Origin of the sequence: Pleurocapsa sp. FMAR1, from assembly GCF_963665995.1 — a bacterium.
Lineage (GTDB): Bacteria > Cyanobacteriota > Cyanobacteriia > Cyanobacteriales > Xenococcaceae > Waterburya.
Genome location: NZ_OY762512.1, coordinates 1,635,601 through 1,656,558, shown reverse-complemented (window position 1 = coordinate 1,656,558; position 20,958 = coordinate 1,635,601). Strand labels below are relative to the sequence as shown.

The window sequence follows — 20,958 nt, the reverse complement described above, 5'->3', positions numbered from 1 at the left end:
AAATTTCATAGTACACTTGTTTTAAAATATTAGTTAATTCTAATTTCGAGATGAAAATTGTTTGTAGTCAAAGCGATCTAAAAAATAATCTTTCCTTAGTCAGTCGTGCCGTTCCTTCTCGCCCAGAACCGGTAGTATTGGGGAATGTTTTGCTTGAGGCAGTAGAAACAACCCAGAAGGTTAGCGTCGTTGCTTTTGATGGCAGCTTGGGCATCAAAACTAGTTTTAGTGCCGAAGTTATCGAAGGTGGCAGTATTACCTTACCAGCCAAACTCTTAAATGATATCGTAACTCGTTTACCAGAAATGGAGATTACTCTAGATGTTCCTGAGGGGGCAAGTCTCGCCACTATCAGTTCTGCATCAGGACAATTTCAACTAACGTGTATTGAAGCCAACGAATTTCCCGAATTACCAACTGTACAAACTGGAAAAACAATTGAATTGCCCATCTCGGCACTGAATGAAGGATTAGGAGGATGCCTGTTTGCTGCCTCTACAGAACTATCTAAACAGGTGCTTACTGGAGTACATCTTAAAACTCAGGGTTTGGGAACAGATAACTTAGGAGATGTTTTAGAATTTGCTGCTACTGATAGTCATCGTTTAGCAGTTGTCGCTGCCGATCTAAATTCAGAAGATCCAGAATCAGCAATTACCTTACCCGAATTTTCTTTAACTATTCCTGCCAAAGCATTACGAGAGCTAGAAAAAATTGTCGGTGATTCACAAGTAACGGATTTAGTCAAGGTTAGCTTTGATGAACAGATAATCATTTTTGAATTGGGCGATCGCCTATTGACTAGTGCAAATATACCAGGAGACTATCCTGCCTACGGACAATTAATACCTAGTAGTTTTACCCGTGAAATTATTTTAGATCGCAAAAGATTGTTGAGCAGCTTAGAACTGGTAGCAGTATTAGCACAAAAAAATAACTTGGTCAAATTTAGCATCAATAATGACCAGGGAGAGTTAATAGTTTCAGCAGATGCTCAGGACATAGGCAATGCCAAACAGACTTTACCCGCAGAAATTATAGGCGAAGATATAGACATCGCTTTTAATATTAAATACCTAATGGACGGACTAAAGGCACTTCCCGCAGCCGAAATTAAAATGCAGTTAAACGAGTGGAATCAACCAGTTATCTTTACACCTCTGGGAGGATTAAATATGACCTACCTCGTAATGCCTGTACAAATTAGAAATTAATTAATTGTTAGTAAGTGTTTATAGAGTAGACGTAAAAATATCGCTATTCCACGCTCATCTAGAGAATTGGTATTAAAACTCAACCGTCGCTGGCATTCATTGACGTTGCAGATCCTACTTCAGCTTGTCGTGAAATGATTAACCCACCTCGGATAAAACGATCCCCCTCTCCGCTCTGGTGACAGGGTTCTACGGTCATTGTTCCATCGGCTCGCGCATAGAACTGAGCGCATAGCTTGCCTTCGTGCTGATTAACCAGAGCCAGAATTTGAGCGCGAGACATTCTGGCGAAGTCATAAACGTTGAGACAGCAGAAGGGGCACTTCCTGACAAGGCGATCGCCCTGCATATCCCCCCAGGAGAAAGTACAAGGCTTTTGCACCCTAATCTCGACACCCTCAAGCCGACGAATTGCCTGAAATCGTCTTTCTTTGCGAGGCAGCTTTTTTGACATAACTAATACTTACTAATGACGGATGGAAAGAGACTAAGAACTACTGATACGAACAACAATTTCAACTCGTCGATTTTTCTGTCGTCCCTGGGGATTATCGGAGCCATCGGAATTAGTATTGGGCGCGACTGGCTGAGTTTCCCCCAGTCCTTCGGCTGTCATCTGCTCAGGTTTTATACTTTTATTAACGATCAGCCATTGCTGCACAGATTCTGCTCTGCGTTTAGAGAGTTTCAGGTTGTAAGCATCATTGCCAACCGAATCAGTGTGTCCATCGATCTCAATGAGACCATTGGCAGATCGTTGGGCGATCGAGTTCGAGATTTGTTGCAGAGCGACTTCAGCATCGGGTCGAAGACTAGCTTTGTCAAAGGCCAGAAGTCAGCAAGGTGTAACCACCGCAGCTAGTCAGAGGTCAGAGGTCACAAAGAGCTTACCCCCACGTAGTCAGAAGTCAGCAGGAATTTACTGTAATTATTTACGTCTGATGTGAATTAAGTCTACTGCTATTAATCAGCGAAAAGCCTTGTCATAAAAGACGTTCAATAATTTGCTTGGAGTAACAACTACCACTGTATAAATTTAGAGTAATAAATTAGTCAGTGAAACAAATATTGTAGCTACAGCGGTTTGCAGGTTTAAGAGGGACAGTAGCAGCAGTGAGCGAACCAGTTACGCAAATGTTTAGGATTAATTAAATCCATCGCTATTTTAATCAGCATATCGACCCTTTTGGAAGTCCTGGGAGAAAATTGTCTCAGGAAAGCCTTGAGTTGTGACCACCAATGTTCAATTGGATTAAATTCGGGAGAGTATGGAGACAGGTACAAAATCTTCGCGACCACTGCTTCAATTAAAGGTGCAATAGCTTCTACTTTATGTGCAGGCAAATTGTCCATCACCACCACTGCTCCTTTCCATAGCTGAGGCACTAAACACCTAGAAACATAAACCTCAAACGCAGCCGCAGCCATTGAATCATTAAGCGTCATTACTGCTAGTATTTTAGACTCGCTGATTGCGCCGATAACACTTACCTTGCTACCTCGAGCAAACGGTTTGTAGTCATAGGCTCTCTCTCCAGGTGCAGCGCGAGCATGAGTTCTCATCAATCCGAGTAAAACACCCATTTCATCTAAAAACACGAGGTTTTGGGGATCTACATTTTTAACTTTTGCCCAATACTCTGCTCTTAGAAGCTGGACGCGCTCACGAATTGCTTGGCTGGAGCGAAGTGTTTTTTTTGAGTGGTAATTTTAATCTCTGAAATGTCCGACACATCGTACTTTGACTTACCCATAGTCCCGTCTCATCAAAAAGTAGCTCACAGTATTCTGCTAAAGTCGCATCAGTCTGTTTTTTAAAGATGGCTATCAGCTCGGCTTTATATTTCCGAACAGGACTTACCATCGACCCGCCCTGCTTCCCTGGCAGGATATGCCCTTTTGTCCGCTTCTGAGTAATCAATCTTTGGACACAGTTTTTGCTCACACCGAAGCGTAGCGCAACTTTTCTCACCGAGCTATCACCTTTCTCGATCGCACTAACTATCTTCTCTCGTAAATCTACAGAATAAGGCTTCATTTGTTACCTATTTTTATAACACTTTATTGTCCCCTATTTAGATGCAAATCGCTGTATACTCTTATACGGAAGGGGTTTGGGGAGGGTCGTCACGTCAACGGACATCACAAGGGGGCGAATGCATTCGCCCCCTTGTGATGTCCGTTGCGCGGGTTCCCCGCGTTGAAGGAACTGTCGAGGGCGGGGGTTTCCCCCATGAACAACTGTCTCAAGACAGGCTCTTGGACAGAGAAGGCGCGTTTTGAGGCGAGGAAATGCTTGGGTTTCCCAAGCTCCCTGCGGGGGGTACCCCTTGGCTCCACTCGCCTGTTGAGTAAGAGTATTCTTACTTCACTCTTCCGCCATCCGTTTCCACCCGCTCTGACGGCGACGCGGTGAAGCAGTTGCGGTGGTGAGACACTTGCGTTGCGGACGGCAGTTTTTGAGGCGAGGAAACGCCCCCGTTTAGGGGGCTTGTTCCACTCGCCTGTTGGGACAGAATACTCTGACCCAACCTCGACAGTTCCTTTAAGCGGGGGAACCCCGCCAACGGACTCAGATGCGGACGAAGCGTCCTTTCTCGCAAAACACGCCTCGTCTATGACCCGTTGCGAGACACCCTCAACAGTCCTCTGCGGAGGGAAAGCCAAGGCGCGTTTTGAGTGGGAAGCTTCTCACTCAAAAGCCGCCGTTCCTGCAAGGCTGTTTCGCAAAACCGTTGCGGGGGTTCCCCCCGTTGAGGTACCTGCGGGGGGTACCCCTTGGTTGTCGAGGGCGAGCAAAGTGTCGAAAAGGTTCCCTGGCATAAGCAAAGGCACGAACCATGCGCGGGGGTCTGACCGCTAATTCACATTAGACGTTATTTATGTCCATGTACTCAACCTACTTAGAACTCAACAGCACTTTGACTTTCGTATCGTCTGATGTGGGTGAGATTTCGTGATAAGTCAAATTAAGAAACAGATTAGGCTTAAGAGCAACAGAACTACTGGCGATTATACCTTTACCATGAGAACCTTGCCCATAGCCAAGCTCAAACGTCCATAGATGGTTATTTTGGTTAACTATTTTGCCAGAGTGTAGACTACCTCCCAAAGTAGTAAACTGTTCCTGGTTCTGGTTGACTAAGTGAGCTTCGTATTTTAAAAATGTAGAACATTGAAAACCATAGACATCAGAGTCAAGTAGCCTAAAATTAAGTTCGGCTGTACTTTTTTGTTGATTATTGCCATAGGCAATTTTTAAACGACCTATTTGCGAATTTAAATTCCAATATAAGTTGTTGTTATTGTCTACCACTGCATTAGCAGAAAGAGAGAGAAAATCGTTATGCACTGCTACTTTAATACCTGTGCTAAAAGATTTATCTTTACTATTGCTTTTGGCGACCAAAGTTAAACCAGGAACAATACCCCAATTAGCATCAAACTTATGCTTTTTGTCGTCGTTATAATAGTTTAAGACTAAATTTTTACTAGGCTGTAGACGAACATGGGAATGTAAATCTATACCAGATTCTTTTGCCAATAATGAAACGGTGGTTTTTACAGGCAAAAGATCGCTTTCGTAGGTTAGCTGAGTAAAACCGACTAACAAATCTTCGTAAACAAACCCTACTCCCACAGTTACCTGATTTGCTATGCCGTGATGATAGGTTACTCCCCCACGAAATTTGCCAAATTCGCGGGAAATATCAGCTTCTTTAGCAAGATTTTGCTCTCCGCCTCCAGATACTGTTAAAGTTGAACTCCCTGAAGACAATTTTGGTGCAGCATCTAAATAATTGAGTTTAGCGATGTTTAATTTTTGGTTTGGATTTCCCCCCCATTGTTCAACTGTAGTTAAACCCCAATATTTATGATTGTTACCACCAGACCAAAAAGTATTCTGAAAACCTAAAGCTAGATTAGCTCTATCGTCTTTATAGGAAGTATAGGGAAGCTTGTCTAAGGATATGTCTTGGTTATTTTGCAGATCGATCTTAGAACTGAAGTTAGAGATGATCTTTGAGCGTTGGTTATTACGCAACCTTATTTGCAGATTTTGATCGACAGCAAAACTAATATTATCCTCTTTATTAACGGTTAGAATACGATCGACAAAGTTAATAATCTGAGGTACAACAGGCAATTGAGCGTATGACAAAAGTTTTGCTGAGATAATTGCAGGTGTAGGTTTTTGAGGTCGGTTCTCAGCAGCTATCGGCTTGGCAAGGACTATACTAGGACAGCCAAGGCAACCGAAAATGCTACCAAAGAGTAGGTTTGCTACAATGGCTTTCATTCAGCTATGGGGGTAAAGGAAAAAAGTTGCTTGGCTAAAAAAACTAGTATTTAAACTAAGAATCTTGATGATACGTATTACTCGATCAGCGTAAATACTTAAATCAAATATTCAAGTTTTAAGATCGGCTTTTAGTTGGTTAGCTATTAAGAAACATTAAAGTTATTGATGTCTTATCGAGTTTTTTACTTTCTTCACCATTCTATTGTGAGTCTTTTACTATTGCCAATGGTGAAGATTACGTAAAGATTGCTTTCCAATATGATAAAGATAAGATGAACTATAAATTGAGCCATTCAATCTAACCAGAAACGCCATTAAAGTTTCTCTGGATATGTAAATTAACCTTAATTAAATTAAATAAATGAAAAGATTTGCGACTGTTTTGTTACTAAGTGCAGGAATTATTAGTAGTGTTGCCAATGTAGCCAAAGCTGAAAGTGCAGCTAGCGCGCCAGAAGAATTGACTAAGGCGATCGCTGAAATTGAAAAGGCTGCCAACGACCAAGACCTTGATGGCGTAATCGAGTATTACAGTAATAATTTTACTAATACAGATGGTTTAACTACGGATTCTTTAGCCAGAGGCCTAAAGCAGATGTGGCAAAGTTATCCTCAGCTAGAATACACAACCAAGATTAATTCCTGGTCTAAACAAGGCAATCAATTAGTAGCAGAAACTACCACTACTATTGCGGGAATGCAGCAAGCTCAAGGCAGAGCAATGCGTTTGAACTCCACGATTAAATCTCGTCAGTATTTTCAAAACCAGAAACTAGTTCGGCAAGAAATTTTAGCAGAACAGTCTCGACTAACCTCTGGAAGCAACCCTCCTCAGGTCAAAGTTACCGCTCCCGAAAATGTTATGACTGGTGAAAAATATAACTTCGATCTGATTGTCAATCAGCCTGTAAACGATAACGTGTTGTTAGGAGCAGTTCAAGAAGAGAAAACCGCCAGCAGTCTATATTTTAACCCTACAGCTTTAGAATTAGAACCATTACCAGCGGGAGGAATATATAAAACTGCCACTGCATCTTTGCTACCAGAAAGTGATTGGCTTTCAGCTATTTTGGTTCGTGGCGATGGAATTACAATGCTGACTCATCGAGTTAATGTTCTAAAAAAGCAAGCTAATCAAAAAAAATAAAGCTTATTTTGCCAAACTTGTTTAAAGACTGTTTGTAAGAAAATTAAATTCTCCTGTTGGGTAGGGTAGTATTTGGGGTGATGAAAGTGATTGGGGTGTTTGAAGTAGTGAATCTACTCTATTTTCCATACATCCATTACTTCTTCACCTCTCCATCCTTAACATTTACTTTACAAACAGTTTCTTACTTCAGTGACAATATATTTAATAAAAGAAAAAATAAATTAGCAATACTACTCAAGAGAGAAAACAAGAGCAGCACCGTTTACTTGAACCCCTTCTGGGTCTTGATTTAAATTTTAAAAGGTGCAATTATCCAGGAAAAACAATTTGATTACTTAGTAATATATTGAAGTCTGCATTAATATCCCTGGTGTTTTGACTCAAGAGTAAAACTTATGACATGAATCAGAAGCATCACCGCCATAATTCGCCAGCGTCCCATGTTTTAACTCCGCCAGAATCTTCACCCAAATACATTAAGTCCCGTAGATCTAAAAAGTTTTTGTGGCTGAGAAAACCCCTGCGGTTGACCTACCTTAAACTATGGAGATTGCGCGGCAGACCTAAGTTTGTTGCTAAGGGATTAGCAGTAGGAGTTTTTGCCGGATGTTTTCCTTTTCTGGGAATGCAGAGCATACTAGGTATTTTTTTGGCTACTATGTTTAAAGGCAGCAGAGTCGCAGCCGTAGCAGCAACTTGGATCAGCAATCCTTTAACTTACGTACCAATTTTTGTTTTTAACTATAAAATCGGCAAGCTGTTGTTAAGAACCGAAGATACTGTCTCTTTACCGTTAGATCTTAAATCCTTTGCTGCTTTTAAAGAACAAGGTGCAACTTTTGCCATTGCTTTGCTGATGGGAAGCTTTGTAGTGGGTATGATTTTGGCTGTCATCACTTATTTTTATGGTTTGGCTATATTAGAGCGATGGCGAAATAATCGTCGTATTAAGAAAAGAAAACTAAAGTAAAGTTTATTCTGATGGTGATCTATTCCATTTTTGTCCTTGAATAACTGTATGTCCTGACCACTCTGGCAGAGCATGAGGATAATCAAGACGATAGTGTCCTCCTCTGCTTTCAGTCCGAAAAGCAGCACTTTTGAGGATTAGATAGCCAGTATCGACTAGATTTAGCGTCTCGGCATAGAACTTTAGCTGTGACTCGGCTGTACTGGAGTTTAGCTTGATTTGTTTCGGGGGAGATAAATTAAGAACATACTTATTTAAAGAAAGATTGGCTAACTGCGATCGCCAATCTGCCACAATAGCGATCGCTGTCTCCATAGTTTCTTCTGTACGGCAGATTCCCGCACTCTGCCAAACTAGATCTGGTAATTGATTTCTAATTGAGTTAACTAACTCCATTTCTTTATCCCAGCTAAGGTCGATTTCCAGAGTTTCAGGAGGCGTAATTTGAGGCAAGCTATGAGGCTGTAGCTTGGCAAGTTGGGAAGCATAAACAACACATTCTAATAAAGAATTACTGGCTAAACGATTTGCACCATGAACTCCCGTACTTGCTGTTTCCCCTACAGCATATAAACCAGAAATTGAAGTATGATTCATCGTGTCTACAGCAATTCCTCCCATCCAATAATGTGCTGCGGGAGTAACAGGAATAGGCTTGATAAATAAATCCACGTCCCAATGTTGACATACACGAATAATATTGGGAAAACGATAGCGAATGCGATCTTTAGGAATGGGTCGAAGATCGAGATAAACATTGCTAGCTGACGTTTTTTGGAGATGGGTAAAAATGGCTCGGCTGACTACATCTCTAGGGGCTAATTCTCCGTCTGGATGATAGTCAAAGGCAAAACGTCGTCCGTCTTCGTCTACTAAATGCGCTCCTTCTCCTCTTACGGCTTCACTAATCAAAAAGCGTGGTGCGCCAGGTACAGTTAGGGCTGTGGGGTGAAACTGTACAAATTCTGTGTCTCTAATAACTGCACCACTACGCCAAGCGATCGCCACACCGTCTCCAGTACTAACTTCGGGATTAGTAGTCTGAGAAAATACTTGACCTCCTCCTCCTGTTGCTAAAATCACCGCAGGGGAATGAATCCAGGTTATTTTGTTTTCTTTCAGGACGCTAATGCCCTGACAGTTACCTGTTTGCGGATTTAACCATAGCTGTAAGGCAAAAGCTTGAGACATTACCTCAATATTGCCTCGCTGTAATACTTGTTGGGCAAGGGTGGCTACAATAGCTCTGCCTGTAGTGTCCGCAGCATGAAGTACGCGAGGGCGAGAATGGGCAGCTTCTAAAGTCATAGCTAGCTGACTTTGATGACGATCAAACGCCACCCCCATTTCTACTAAAGATGCAATGGCTTCTGCTGCATTCTCAACCAAAAATTGAACGGAGTTGCGATCGCATAATCCTGCTCCCGCTTTCAAAGTATCCTCTAGATGCAGCACAGGAGAATCATTCTGGCTGATGGCTGCTGCAATTCCACCTTGAGCCCAGTCGCTTGCCCCCGTATTTAGCTGATCTTTGGTAACTAGAGCAACTTTTAAGCTTTGGGGTAAACATAAAGCCCCGTATAGCCCAGCAGCCCCCGAACCTACCACTACTACATCGAACTTAAAATGATTCAATTTTAATTATTTAGACACGTCTTAATTGGGATTTATGATGACATATAGTGATAAAAAAACCACGTTTTTAGATTGAACGTGGTTAAAAAGTAACAGATTGCTTGATTTTTTCTGACTAGAATAAATCTGCAACCGTTGATAGGTATGGTAATTATGGTTATCGGAAAGCATTCCCTTGCGCCTGACGGCGACGCGGTGAGACAGTCCGTTGGCGGGGTTCCCCCGCTTGAAGGAACTGTCGAACCCTTTAGGGGGTCTTTCCTCTTTTAATATACGCCAGGATTATAGCGATCTCCACCTGAATTCATCGAAGCTTCTACATCTGTAACAAAAAACTCGTCTAGATTCGCCTGTAAACGTTCAATTTGACTATCACTCAAGCCAGGTATATCTAACACATCATCAACCGATTCATAAGGTGCATTTTGGATTATTTTGCTGGCAAGATTAGGATAGAATCCACGTAATTTACGGAATTCTCGAACATCACTGTTATTTAAATCAAGTTTTCCTCTAATTAACTCTTGGCGTTTGGCATCAGATGTATTGACGCGAGCTAATAGATTAGAGGAATGTACTGTAAATATCCCCATTTCGCTTGCTTGTGCCGCACCTGCAAAACCCCACGAACCTACAATTAATAATAATGCCGTCATAATGCCGATAAATCTCTTCATCAATTCTAATTCCTCCTAATTTAAAGATGTTTTATTTACAGAGTAAGTTTAGTTGCTTGTCCATAAATATTAATTTTTGTTTTCTATTTCTTCTCTATTAAGGTTCTTATGCTTATTAGCAAATTGAACTTTTAACAGATGCTATTGATATATATCATAATTCTTTCACTACATTTTTAAAATACTAAGTTTCATTTAAAGCTACTGCCCTCGACAAAATGGGTTGACTATAGACATAATTAAACAGTTTGTATATTTGGTTGTTTAAATCGAATTTCTCTTGTCTCTAGTTTTAGGTTGTGACCAGATCTTAATCAGTATTAGTAGATTGATTGACAGTTACAACAAAACTCGGTCGGCAGCATCACGAGTATATAATTTACAATTGTAATGAGTAGCTATTATCGAAAGTCGGCAAGCAAAAAACCCATTTTGAAAGAATTTAAAATTTTAATAATTTCGGTCACTATATTTTGGGCAATTGAAATTCTTGATTTTTTTGTGTTTAAAGGCAGTTTAGATCGCTATGGAATCCAGCCTCACACAGTCATTGGCTTACGAGGAATATTATTTGCTCCTTTTCTCCACGGAAGTTTTGGACATCTGATAGCTAATACCATCCCCTTTATTATCTTGGGATGGTTGACCATGATCCAGGAAACTAAAGACTTTTATATTGTTTCTTTTCTGAGCGCATTAGTTGGCGGTATTGGGGTATGGGTGTTTGGCGCACCAGGTTCAATTCATATTGGTGCCAGCATTTTGATTTATGGATACCTGGGATTTTTACTATTGCGGGGTTACTTCCAGAGAAATTTTCCTTCTATTGCCCTTTCTATATTTGTTGCCGTAGCTTACGGTGGTTTAATTTGGGGAGTATTTCCTTCTGGTATGAGAATATCTTGGCAGGGACATTTATTTGGCTTTATTGGTGGTGCGATCGCTGCTAAAATAATTGCTCAAGAGAAAAGATTCCGTGGATAACTTAAATGCCATTGTTATTGACCAACGCTCACAGTGTAAAGGGTTTGGCTCCCGCATACGTGCGTCCGTTTAGCCTACGTTGTTGGACGAGGCGGAGTATGTGACTTCTGACTTCAAGCCTTAACGTTGAATTTAGTTATGTATTTAAAATGTAGACGCAACAAAGATTTTATGAAGTTTGCTAGATTACAAAATGCTTGTGAAATAATTAAATTGGTAATGACAGACTAATCTCGTCATTATCATCAACTCGGTAATATAGTTGAAGAAGCATATCCTAATTGGATTGCTTCTTTTTCTTGTCTGATATTTAACCGAACGGTATTAAGACGCAATATATGTTCCACCGTTTAAGTGAGCTTTAGGTTTATGGTTCAAGCTTTGGTTGTTCAGGCAAGGGGGTGTCTTTCAAATCTGAAGGTTTGCGACTAGGAAGTTTTATGTTTCTTAACTGATCTTTTAATGATGGCGTAGGAGCAGGTGCTGGTGCAGGAGTAGGTGCTGGCTTCGGTTCGGGTTTAGGCTTTGGTGCTGGCGCAGGAGTAGGTGCAGCTTTTTGTGACTCTTCTGTTCTAATAGACGGCAATGTCAAAGAAGGACAAATTTCGGGGTCATATTCATAATTGAGCGTTACCTGATAGGGTTTTGGTTTTTTAGTTTTGTTCTCCAAAACAAGCTGAGCAACATCTTCTACCCCCTGTTTATTAAAAATAGGATATTTCGCACCCTTGATTAAATCTAGATCGACAACTTCACCCTTGGCATTGACGACAACTCCAAATACACTAGTCCCTTTGAGTCTTCTAATGCAGGCATCTCGTGGATAAGTCCCTGTTGCTTCAATTTCGTCAGGCTTTATTTCTTTTACCTTAGCTAGCCAAGCAATATAATTTTTTCTGGCATCTTCATCGGTCGTACCCTCCTCATTTTTAGTCAAGCTTTGAGTCAAATTGGCAATGCGCTTTTGAGAATTATCAACTTTTTTGGCTGCAACTTTTTCAGGAGTGGGTTTTGGCTCTACTTGAGGTTTTGGCTCTGGTTTAGCTGCTGTTTGAGGTGATTTTTGAGCTTGCTGTTGTGCATTTTCTGGCTTAGAAGGTTGCCCAGGTTTTTTGGTCGGTTTTGTCGCAGAGGAAACTTTAGATGGATCTACCTTAAAATCACCAGGCTCGATCTCTGGTGGAAGAGGAAGTTTTGATAAATCGCCAACAGGAGGCAAAGTAATATCAGTTATGGGAGGCAGAGGCGGAAGATTATCAAAATTAGGAGGAGGGGGAATAGCAACAGGCGGTAAATTAGAAGGATCTCCTAACCCAGGGAATAAAGAACGAGGTATGGCAAAAGGCGCAGCAGGTTCGCTATTGTCAATTGGTGGCAGATTATTAATATTTGGAGTATTGGGAGTATTTAACTCAGGAGACAAATTGGGTAAACGAGCCTGTTGTTCTGGGCTAAGCTCAATCACAGCAACTTTTCTCTCGCCAGAGTCATTGTTAAATTTTAGGCTAGGTAAACCAAACTTGAGAACCAGCAGATGCAAAGCAAGGGATATTATTAAACATAGCTGTGCTGGATTAATCAGCTTACTAAATTGATTATCTAATTTCGATTCGTAGACCATAACCAGCAGCGATAAAAATAAAAATATATCTAGATAAAATATATCTAGTTGTCTAGTTTACTGAACAATTTTGAAAAATAAGATAATTACAGATTTAGGTTACGTGTAATTCATCCAGTTGGCAATAAATATAGCCGTACAAAATTAGATTAGGACAATGGGGCTGATTTGCTCGTAGGTAGGCGAGCGACCCCGCGTCGGTGCGGGGTCTTTCCTCAAAATAACTAGAGAAAATGGCTTGGCTCAGTTAATGAACAAAATCTATCTCTTCGTCACAATACTTTTGATGATATTCACTTTAACTGCGTGTGATGGCGGTCAGCGGAATGTAGAATTATCCACGGAAGACAATGTTAAAGAAAATTCAGCGAACAGTGTGAATATTCCTCAGCCCACTATTCCTCAACCTAAGTTGCCAGATACAACTTTTCCAGAGATCGAATTTCCGCAGGTCAAGTTCCCAGAAGTAACTTTTCCCGATGTCAAAATCCAACAGGGTAAGAACACTATAATTTACACGCTTCCAGCAGATATTTTGTTTGACTTTGACCTAACCAAAATTTATAATTCTTGCAAGTCTTATTTATACCTCTACTTTTACGCCTTTCCAAAAAGCAACATAACCTTTGATATTATTTGCCTTTTCTTTAGTCTCTGGGTAATACCAAGCAGCGTCCTTGTTTTCTTGGTCGTCAACAACGATAGTGTAGTAGCTAGCCTGTCCTTTCCAGGGACATGAAGTGTGGGTAGAACTCTCGCGAAAATATGCTTGATTGATTGAATCAGGGGGAAAATACTGATTGTTTTCGACTACTTCAGTGCGATCGCTTTCGGCTAAGACTTGACCATTCCAAATTGCTTTAGGCATTTTATCAATATATTCTAGACAACTATTAAATTTTAATATGCAAACGTTATGGTGTGGGTCTATTTATTACTTATATATAACTTTAGGACATCTCGATCTTGGCAGTAGTTAGAATTAAAGGAAATTGCTAAATATTTAACATCAATCTAAAATTTTAAGTTTCTTTATGGTAAAAACTATTGCTTATGGTTGATCCTACTGTTTTTTGGATAGTTGCAGGGGCGATACTCTGTTTGATGGAGTTCATTTTTCCTACTGCTTTTGTAAGCTTAATGATGGGTATTGCTGCTTTTCTAGTAGCGATCGCATCTCTATTTTTGCCACAATATACCTTACTGACGGGTTTATGGTTGATCTTTTCTACTGTATTAACTATTTGGTCACGCCGTTTGTTTACACCCAAGCGCAGAATATCAATTACAGGAGATGATTTGGAGGCTACTGCTATAGGCGGTATTCCCGCAGGCTCTATAGGCAGAGTTTTGTATGAAGGAAATTCTTGGCGAGCAAAGTGTGCTGATGAAACCAGAGATATTGCCCCCAACGAACCTGTTCACGTAGTTCGCAAACAAGGCAATACTTTAATTGTCTTACCATCGAGGATGATAGATCATGGTTAAGTTTAAATCGAGCGTACAAGTTTATTTTTTGAGAGAAGAGTTACAAATAAAGCAATATTAAACATTTTAAAAGGAGTTTATTATGGGACAGTTTTTAACTTTAGCTTTATTGTTATTAGGTTCTACTACCCTAGCAGGATCGGTCAAAATTGTTAAAGAGAAAGAAGAATATCTAGTTGAAAGTTTAGGTAACTATAAAAAAAAGCTTGAACCAGGCTTAAATTTCGTTACTCCTTTTATTGATAAAGTTGTCTACCACGACACCATCAAAGAAAAAGTTTTAGATATACCTCCTCAATCTTGTATTACCCGCGACAATGTGAGCATCACCGTAGATGCAGTAGTCTACTGGCGCATCATGGATATGTACAAGGCTTTTTATAAAGTAGAAAACCTGCGGGATGCGATGGTAAACTTGGTTCTAACGCAAATTCGCTCAGAAATGGGTCAATTGGAGCTAGATCAAACCTTTACCGCTCGTACTGAAATCAACGAGATTCTCTTGAGAGAACTAGATATTGCTACCGATCCTTGGGGAGTAAAAGTAACCAGGGTAGAATTGCGAGACATTATGCCTTCAAAAGCTGTCCAAGATTCGATGGAATTGCAGATGGCAGCGGAAAGACAAAAACGAGCTAATATTTTAACGTCAGAAGGACATCGAGATTCTGCTATTAACTCGGCTCAAGGAAATGCTCAGGCTAAATTACTAGAAGCAGAAGCAGCTAAAAAAGCAGCCATCTTAAATGCAGAGGCAGAACAACAGTCAATTGTTTTAAAAGCTGAAGCCGAGCGTCAAGAGCAAATTCTCAAAGCTCAAGCCACTGCCGAAGCCATGAGAATTGTGATCGAAAAGCTCAAGGATAATCCTAATGCTCATGAAGCTTTACAGTTTCTCTTGGCACAAAACTATCTAGAAATGGGTAAAGAAATTGGCAATAGCGAAAGCAGCAAAGTAATGTTTATGGATCCTCGCAGCATGATTTCTACTATCGAAGGAGTACAGTCTGTAATTGCTCAAAATCCTAACGGCAAAGCGATTCAACAACCATACAATCCAGTCAAGTTAGATTTAGAAAGACTCGAACGCGATCGTTAAATTGGCAAATTGTGTAGCGAAACTAATTAATAATTCGCATTATCAACAGTTAGGACAGTTAGACGAGCGACCCCCTAAAGGGTTAGACAGTTTGCTTATGCCGGGGAACCCTTTCGACACTTGCTCAAAAAGGACTTCGATAGCTATTGTTTCGTTAATAATTAAATTTTGTCCGAACCATTAATTATGTGAACTAGTTTCTAATTTTAATAGCTGTCTTAAATATTAATCGCTTTATTTGAAGGCTTGTTTAAACATTTTGTAAGATATATAATTCAAGTGTATTTATATACAGGAAAACAAAATGGAATTATTATTAGCAGCTAGTGCTGGTGCTTTAGCAGGAAAGGTTGTAGCTGAGACAGTTGGAGGTATTGGAGTAGCAGTTGTAGGGACTGCATTTGGTATAAAAACAACTGAAATAGTTCTTACTGGTGTGGTGCTTGGTATAGCAGCTTATGGAATAAGCCAAGCTGTTAGTGATTGGTAATGTCCGATCCGTTTAAAAAGTTGATTAGGGGATTGATACGAGAATCCATCATCGCTTCATCTCCTCAATCTAAACGCCAGAAAAAAACGAAGAAGAAAATAAAAAATACCCAAAAGCGATCGCGTTATCTTTCTGCTGCAACTCGCGTTGATGTATTGAGAAGAGACAATTATCGTTGCCTATTTTGTGGCGTATCAGCTAAGAAAGCTGAACTAGAGGTAGATCACATTATTCCTTTTTCTAAAGGTGGCAGCAACGCGATGAGTAATTTACAAACACTTTGTAGCGACTGTAATAAAGGCAAAGGCAATAGATTTACTGGCTGATAATTTTGCTTACGTTTTTTGCTTATTTGATTCTAATAACGAGTTGGCAAAGTTTAAAGCCTGTTGAGGCGTAGCTATTTTTGATTCAATTTGGGCAATTTGAACTTCTGTCAGTATTGTGCCAATTAGGGGAGAAGGTTTAAGCTTAAACTCACGAATTAGATCGTTGCCTGTAATTAAGGGTTGGGGATGAGCAACAGGATCATTAGGGTCTAAATAACGCTTAATTAAGGGATCTATGATTACTGGAGATACTCTTGTAGCGATCGCTCTAACTGTCAATAAGGGAAAAAAGTCTTTGACTGCCAAAAACCAAAAATATTGATCCCGTAGGCTCATTAAGCTTGTCATAATTTGCAGTTGGGGTAAATGCTGTACGGTTTTGGTGACGGCTTTGATCTGGTTGCGAGAATATTTAAGCTGGATTAACTCAGCTTCAGCGGTAGCTGCATCCGTAGATACCAAGGTTGCCAGCTTGGCTAAAATGTTAAATTCAGGCAGATTTAAACCAGAATTAAGGCAAACCTCAAGCGCAGCTTCTACTGCATCTAGCTGCTCAATTTTCGCTGGCTTAATGCTAGGTAGCCAAAACTGTAATAAACCATCTGCTGCTGCTAGCCATTTGTTTCCTTTGGGTGCATCAAAAAGATAATTCAATTCAGCCTGAACTCTTTCTGCTGCGATAGTCTTTAATAGAGAAACGCGATCGCTAATTGCTCGCCTCGTATTGTCCTCAATGCTAAAGTCTAGCTGTGCTGCCTGTCGATATGCTCGTAATAGTCTTAAGGGGTCATCTTCTAAATTACTCGCTGCAACCATTCTGATGATTCCCTTTTGGAGATCTGCCAAACCTCCAACGGGATCGACTAACTGTTGAGACTTCAGGTTAAAAGCGATCGCATTAATCGTAAAATCCCGTCTTTTAAGATCTGTTTCTAAGCTTCCCTCTTGACGAGCAAAGTCTAAAGTTCCTTGAGGGAAAACAACTCTGGCTATTTCCCTAGCTGCATCCAAAACCACAAAGCCACCATGATAGGAATTGGCAATTTCTTGAGCGGTTTCAATTGCCTTGGCGGGTAAAACAAAATCTAAATCTATCGGGGTTTTATAACGCTCTAGCAAAGCATCCCTTACCGAACCCCCAACCAAATAAGCGTTTGCTGGTAGTCGATCCAAGTCACAGGGAAAATTTACCCTATCTAAATATGACTTTAGTTGTTCTACAAGCATTTAAATTTATTTAAATTTATTGTGACTATGTACTGTTATCTGAGCTAGATTAACAATTAAAGCATGAAGTTCAATTAAAAAATTATGTGTATCTGTATCAACTGCCAATATGTTGATAACTGCCAAACCTACAATGCAGTAGAAACTCAACACCAACAAGCCCATTTAACCGAAAATCCTACCTTTGAACCGATTGAACCGACGATTAACGTCAACATTCGTACCCAAGGCGAAATTATTGAAATGGAGTGGGATGTAGTCGGCTGTCAGAGCTTTGTCAAAGAATCTGGCAAATGGTCAAAACTACGCCCAGGAGAAGCTGTTCCGACTTAAACAATTGTTGATTCAATTATTTAAAGTTGACACTACTAGTTAATTTACGTCAGTATGGGTAATAGCGTTCAACTTTGTTAAGCCGTGGAATGTCAATCGAGCTATTTAGGTTAGAAACTATACAGGAAATTGCTCACCTCTACGGTTATTGGGCAGTGTTTATTGGCATTGCCTTAGAGAATATGGGAATTCCCCTACCTGGAGAAACCATCGTCATAGTTGGTGGATTTTTAGCTGGCAGCAGCGAATTGAATTATGGCATGGTTTTGGGTAGTGCGATCGCAGGGGCAGTTATGGGCGATAATTTTGGTTATTGGGTTGGCAGAATTGGCGGATGGCAGCTTATAGTTAAAATTGGCAGCATTTTCAGAATCCAAGAACAGCAGCTAGAACTGGTAAAAGATCGCTACAGTAAAAATGCTGCTCAGGCTGTCTTTTTTGGACGTTTTGTTACTTTGCTGAGAATTTTTGCAGGGCCTTTGGCAGGAATTACCAAAATGCCCTATAGACAATTTTTGCTCTGTAATCTGGGTGGTGCTGCGTTGTGGTCAACTACCATTGTTACCCTGGCTTTTTTCTTGGGACGAGTTGTTTCTTTAGAGCAAATCATTACCTGGGCTACTCAAGCTGGAGTGGCTGCATTACTATTGTTAATTGCGATCGCCGTTGCCTACTTTGCCTGGGAATACGGACAAGAAAGACTATTGCCCAAAGATTAAAGGACAAATATAGTTAATGTCTACAAGCATTAACATATCGCGACTATAAATATGTTTCGGATTATGATTGTAGAGCAAGTATCTGGTTGATTTTCTCTTCTCAATAATGCAAGACAATCGTTCTCAAGTTCGCAAAGTTCTCTGGCTAACATTACTGTTAAACTTGTTTGTAATGGCTTTGAAGTTGACTTTAGGTTTAGCCAGCGGTTCATTAAGTTTACAGGCAGATGCGTTACACAGTATCACCGATAGTGTCAACAACGTTTTGGGTTTGATCACCAATCGTTTTTCTTCTCCTAAGCCAGATCGAGAACATCCTTACGGACATCAGAAATTTGAGGCGATAGGCGCATTGGGAATTGCCGCTTTTCTAGGAATTGCCTGTTTTGAAATTTTACGCGGGGCAGTAGAGAAAATCTTCTTAAATACTGAAAGTGCAGCAATCAAAGTAACTTCTACTGAGCTATGGCTCTTGTTGCTTGTCTTAGGGATTAATATCTTTGTGGCATTTTACGAGCGCAATGTAGGCAGAAAAGTTAATAGCCCCATTTTAATTGCTGATGCCAAACATACCATGAGCGATATATGGGTCACAATTATTGTGATTGCTGGATTAGTAGGAGTTTGGCAAGCAAAAAATCTCAATATCCCCCAACTAGAATGGCTCGATGTAATTCTCGCTTTTCCTGTGGCTTTATTGGTGTTTTATAGTGGTTGGGAAGTAATCAAAGAAAACTTACCCTGGCTGGTTGATGAAATGGCGATCGCGCCAGAAGCCATCCATGATACTGTAATGGAAGTTTCAGGAGTACTCAACTGTCACGAGATTGCTTCGCGGGGAATATTAGGTAGACAGGTATTTATTGAAATGCACTTAATAGTTGATACTAACGATATTATTGCTGCTCACAAAATTACAGAAACAATAGAAGAACACTTAGAAAAACGCTTTGGTAAAGTACGAGTTTTGATCCACGTTGAACCTCCAGATTACGAAGAAGAAGATATTAGCTTTGGCAGTACCGAACCTATAGCCTAACCTAGGATCGCTTTGCTAGCCGTTTAGGGCAAGCCTCTTCCGAACCTTCTGCCTTCTGCCTTCTTACTTCTGCCTTCGTTTGACATAAAAGGTTGGGTTTTTTCTACCGTCAGAAAGGTGCGAAGATCCAAAGCTTAATTCTAAGATGAGATTATCCATAGCTTGAATTTTAATTCAAGTCAACAGAGAACGAGGGATAATTAGTTATGTCTGAATCAAATGAATCTAAAAAAGAAAGAATTATTGCCGATTTACAACAGGCAAAACAGACAGGAGAATTAAAAACCGATAAAATTCGCGAGATTGTTAAAAATGCGATCGCTCAAACTATTGCCGAATACAAAGAAGGTAAAAGCGAAGTTGCTAACCTAGTAGAAGATGCGATCGCTGCGGTAACAGAGACTTTTAAAGAAAAAAGCGGGGAGATCAAAGAAGAAGTAACTGCTTCTATTCAAGGAGCAATAGATGGTATTAGTGAAGCCAGAAAACAAAAAATCACCCAAACTCAATCAGAAATTACTACCTTAGAAGCCAAAGTAGTCGCCGATGAACAAGAGCTACAGGATGATATTGATAAAGCTTTGGCAAAAGTAAAAAGCAAAAGTGAAACCGAACCAGATAAAATTAAAGTTGCGGTCTCCGAAGCTATTACTGGAATTAGTAATAGTGAAGAATTTGCCCTTTTACAAAAACACTATGCTCGCTTGAAAGCACAAACTTCTGTATTGCAGGCAAACTTAGCTAACCGTTACGGGGAACAGTACGAAGAAGTAAACAAACATTTAGAAGAAGCTAAAACTTGGTACGAAAAAGCTAAGGAAGATCCAGAGGTATTTACTGAGCCTGCTAAACGCAAAAGAGCAGAATTTGAGCAGAAATTAGGTGCAACTGGCGGTGCAGTGGCACGTAAGGAAAAAGAAGTTAAAGGGTTACTCAAAGAACTCTGGAAAGAAGTCAGAGAAATATTTCAAGAAAAAACAGCAAAATAAGTTTTGCCCAGCCAAACCGTTAAACATAATCCCAATATTGTAAGGTCATTTTGGTACAATCTCAAACTCCTGTAGTGCGGGAACAAAGTTTTGATTCTCGTGGCTAGGACGACTAAGCTTAATTAAAGCAAAGCGTTGTTCGGGTAATAAGTTTGACCATTGCTTTAGGGAAATATCAGCCTGACATTCTTGAGCTTTGGTTTGAACACTATTGGGAATAGATTGAGCATCTAACCAAGCTGGTTGAGGATCTATGGCTAATTCTTTGGCTGGTTGTCCAGTTTTAACGATGAGCAAATTTTGCAAATATTGTCTGTAAGCTTCAGTTTCTGATGCGCTAACGCAGGGCATATTTACTAATGTCTCGCGTTCTGAATGGCTAAAATGATTCCAATCTACTAGCTTCAGCTTTACACCACAGTTGTCTAGCTTCATTCTGACCTGCATCGGAATACATTGCAGTGAACCAACAAAATCTGCTTCAAATTGAAAATATTTTGGATTTGCGCCTTCTTCATTTGAAAAGTGTGGTGTGATTTTTGAGTTGTTCATTAGTTTATGTTGATTGCTATTGACTAGTTTGAGATTGACTATTTTAGGAAGTGGAGAGTAATTAAGCGTATATCTAATCTAATATTTATTGCTTTAAGATTTATTATATTTGCAGCCAATATTAAATTTATATTTTTAA

Annotated in this window: 23 protein-coding genes; 12 read left to right on the top strand and 11 right to left on the bottom strand. The window is 40.1% G+C overall.

Features of this window, described 5'->3' with window-relative positions; all coding sequences use genetic code 11:
• Window positions 1-50: 50 nt before the first annotated feature.
• Complete coding sequence (gene dnaN, locus SLP02_RS08060; RefSeq protein WP_319420143.1) at window positions 51-1,214, top strand: DNA polymerase III subunit beta; 1,164 nt, start codon at window positions 51-53, stop codon at window positions 1,212-1,214.
• A 79-nt stretch (window positions 1,215-1,293) separates the two neighbouring features.
• On the opposite strand, the gene SLP02_RS08055 is transcribed toward dnaN, so the two are convergent.
• The 5 genes from SLP02_RS08055 to SLP02_RS08035 form a co-directional block, all read right to left on the bottom strand.
• Entirely contained in the window at window positions 1,294-1,668 is a 375-nt protein-coding gene (locus tag SLP02_RS08055) for a hypothetical protein (RefSeq protein WP_319420142.1), read from the bottom strand.
• A 33-nt stretch (window positions 1,669-1,701) separates the two neighbouring features.
• Window positions 1,702-2,046, bottom strand: a complete 345-nt coding sequence (locus SLP02_RS08050; RefSeq protein WP_319423662.1) for an OmpA family protein — start codon at window positions 2,044-2,046, stop codon at window positions 1,702-1,704.
• A gap of 260 nt (window positions 2,047-2,306) precedes the next feature.
• Window positions 2,307-2,798 (bottom strand): transposase, encoded by a 492-nt coding sequence (locus tag SLP02_RS08045; protein ID WP_413467140.1) that lies wholly within the window; start codon window positions 2,796-2,798, stop codon window positions 2,307-2,309.
• Between the two features lie 79 nt (window positions 2,799-2,877).
• Window positions 2,878-3,252 (bottom strand): helix-turn-helix domain-containing protein, encoded by a 375-nt coding sequence (locus SLP02_RS08040; RefSeq protein WP_319419761.1) that lies wholly within the window; start codon window positions 3,250-3,252, stop codon window positions 2,878-2,880.
• A gap of 861 nt (window positions 3,253-4,113) precedes the next feature.
• Entirely contained in the window at window positions 4,114-5,514 is a 1,401-nt protein-coding gene (locus SLP02_RS08035) for a hypothetical protein (protein ID WP_319420140.1), read from the bottom strand.
• Window positions 5,515-5,878: 364 nt separating this feature from the next.
• Between SLP02_RS08035 and SLP02_RS08030 the strand changes: the two genes are divergently transcribed.
• Window positions 5,879-6,664 (top strand): nuclear transport factor 2 family protein, encoded by a 786-nt coding sequence (locus SLP02_RS08030; RefSeq protein WP_319420139.1) that lies wholly within the window; start codon window positions 5,879-5,881, stop codon window positions 6,662-6,664.
• Window positions 6,665-7,067: 403 nt separating this feature from the next.
• On the top strand, window positions 7,068-7,637 hold the full coding sequence (locus SLP02_RS08025) for a DUF2062 domain-containing protein (protein ID WP_319420138.1): 570 nt from the start codon (window positions 7,068-7,070) through the stop codon (window positions 7,635-7,637).
• 3 nt (window positions 7,638-7,640) lie between these two features.
• Here SLP02_RS08025 and nadB read toward each other — a convergent pair whose 3' ends face one another.
• Window positions 7,641-9,272, bottom strand: a complete 1,632-nt coding sequence (nadB, locus tag SLP02_RS08020; protein ID WP_319420137.1) for an L-aspartate oxidase — start codon at window positions 9,270-9,272, stop codon at window positions 7,641-7,643.
• A gap of 266 nt (window positions 9,273-9,538) precedes the next feature.
• Complete coding sequence (gene psbU, locus SLP02_RS08015) at window positions 9,539-9,949, bottom strand: photosystem II complex extrinsic protein PsbU (protein WP_319420136.1); 411 nt, start codon at window positions 9,947-9,949, stop codon at window positions 9,539-9,541.
• Window positions 9,950-10,339: 390 nt separating this feature from the next.
• On the opposite strand from psbU, the gene SLP02_RS08010 reads away from it, so the two are divergent.
• Window positions 10,340-10,933 carry a rhomboid family intramembrane serine protease gene (locus SLP02_RS08010; RefSeq protein ID WP_319420135.1) on the top strand — a complete coding sequence of 198 codons (594 nt, stop codon included), beginning with the start codon at window positions 10,340-10,342 and terminating at the stop codon, window positions 10,931-10,933.
• A 367-nt stretch (window positions 10,934-11,300) separates the two neighbouring features.
• On the opposite strand, the gene SLP02_RS08005 is transcribed toward SLP02_RS08010, so the two are convergent.
• Together SLP02_RS08005 and SLP02_RS08000 are read right to left on the bottom strand one after the other, a co-directional pair.
• Window positions 11,301-12,554, bottom strand: a complete 1,254-nt coding sequence (locus SLP02_RS08005) for an energy transducer TonB (protein ID WP_319420134.1) — start codon at window positions 12,552-12,554, stop codon at window positions 11,301-11,303.
• Window positions 12,555-13,137: 583 nt separating this feature from the next.
• Window positions 13,138-13,422 (bottom strand): DUF427 domain-containing protein, encoded by a 285-nt coding sequence (locus SLP02_RS08000; RefSeq protein ID WP_319420133.1) that lies wholly within the window; start codon window positions 13,420-13,422, stop codon window positions 13,138-13,140.
• A gap of 185 nt (window positions 13,423-13,607) precedes the next feature.
• Here SLP02_RS08000 and SLP02_RS07995 point away from each other — a divergent pair, with 185 nt between their 5' ends.
• From SLP02_RS07995 to SLP02_RS07980, 4 genes are all read left to right on the top strand, one after another.
• Window positions 13,608-14,042, top strand: a complete 435-nt coding sequence (locus tag SLP02_RS07995; RefSeq protein ID WP_319420132.1) for an NfeD family protein — start codon at window positions 13,608-13,610, stop codon at window positions 14,040-14,042.
• A gap of 82 nt (window positions 14,043-14,124) precedes the next feature.
• The gene (locus SLP02_RS07990; protein ID WP_319420131.1) at window positions 14,125-15,141 is read left to right on the top strand and encodes an SPFH domain-containing protein; all 1,017 of its coding nucleotides are present in this window, start codon (window positions 14,125-14,127) and stop codon (window positions 15,139-15,141) included.
• A gap of 304 nt (window positions 15,142-15,445) precedes the next feature.
• A complete protein-coding gene (locus SLP02_RS07985; RefSeq protein WP_319420130.1) occupies window positions 15,446-15,631 on the top strand; it encodes a hypothetical protein in 186 nt (61 codons plus the stop codon).
• Window positions 15,631-15,957, top strand: coding sequence for an HNH endonuclease (locus SLP02_RS07980; protein ID WP_319420129.1), 327 nt, complete (start codon window positions 15,631-15,633; stop codon window positions 15,955-15,957). Before SLP02_RS07985 ends, SLP02_RS07980 begins: the two co-directional genes overlap by 1 nt.
• A 9-nt stretch (window positions 15,958-15,966) precedes the next feature.
• Here the strand turns inward: SLP02_RS07980 and SLP02_RS07975 are convergent, their stop codons facing one another.
• Window positions 15,967-17,187: a CCA tRNA nucleotidyltransferase gene (locus SLP02_RS07975; protein ID WP_319420128.1), complete on the bottom strand. Its 1,221-nt coding sequence runs from the start codon at window positions 17,185-17,187 to the stop codon at window positions 15,967-15,969.
• Between the two features lie 84 nt (window positions 17,188-17,271).
• On the opposite strand from SLP02_RS07975, the gene SLP02_RS07970 reads away from it, so the two are divergent.
• The 4 genes from SLP02_RS07970 to SLP02_RS07955 all read left to right on the top strand — a co-directional run bounded on the left by SLP02_RS07970 (window position 17,272) and on the right by SLP02_RS07955 (window position 20,267).
• Window positions 17,272-17,520 carry a Ycf34 family protein gene (locus SLP02_RS07970; RefSeq protein ID WP_319420127.1) on the top strand — a complete coding sequence of 83 codons (249 nt, stop codon included), beginning with the start codon at window positions 17,272-17,274 and terminating at the stop codon, window positions 17,518-17,520.
• An 89-nt stretch (window positions 17,521-17,609) separates the two neighbouring features.
• Window positions 17,610-18,239, top strand: coding sequence for a DedA family protein (locus SLP02_RS07965; protein ID WP_319420126.1), 630 nt, complete (start codon window positions 17,610-17,612; stop codon window positions 18,237-18,239).
• 103 nt (window positions 18,240-18,342) lie between these two features.
• Complete coding sequence (locus SLP02_RS07960; protein ID WP_413467342.1) at window positions 18,343-19,278, top strand: cation diffusion facilitator family transporter; 936 nt, start codon at window positions 18,343-18,345, stop codon at window positions 19,276-19,278.
• A 206-nt stretch (window positions 19,279-19,484) separates the two neighbouring features.
• Entirely contained in the window at window positions 19,485-20,267 is a 783-nt protein-coding gene (locus SLP02_RS07955) for a histidine kinase (RefSeq protein ID WP_319420124.1), read from the top strand.
• Between the two features lie 45 nt (window positions 20,268-20,312).
• On the opposite strand, the gene SLP02_RS07950 is transcribed toward SLP02_RS07955, so the two are convergent.
• Window positions 20,313-20,819, bottom strand: a complete 507-nt coding sequence (locus SLP02_RS07950; protein WP_319420123.1) for a nitrate reductase associated protein — start codon at window positions 20,817-20,819, stop codon at window positions 20,313-20,315.
• Window positions 20,820-20,958 lie beyond the last annotated feature (139 nt).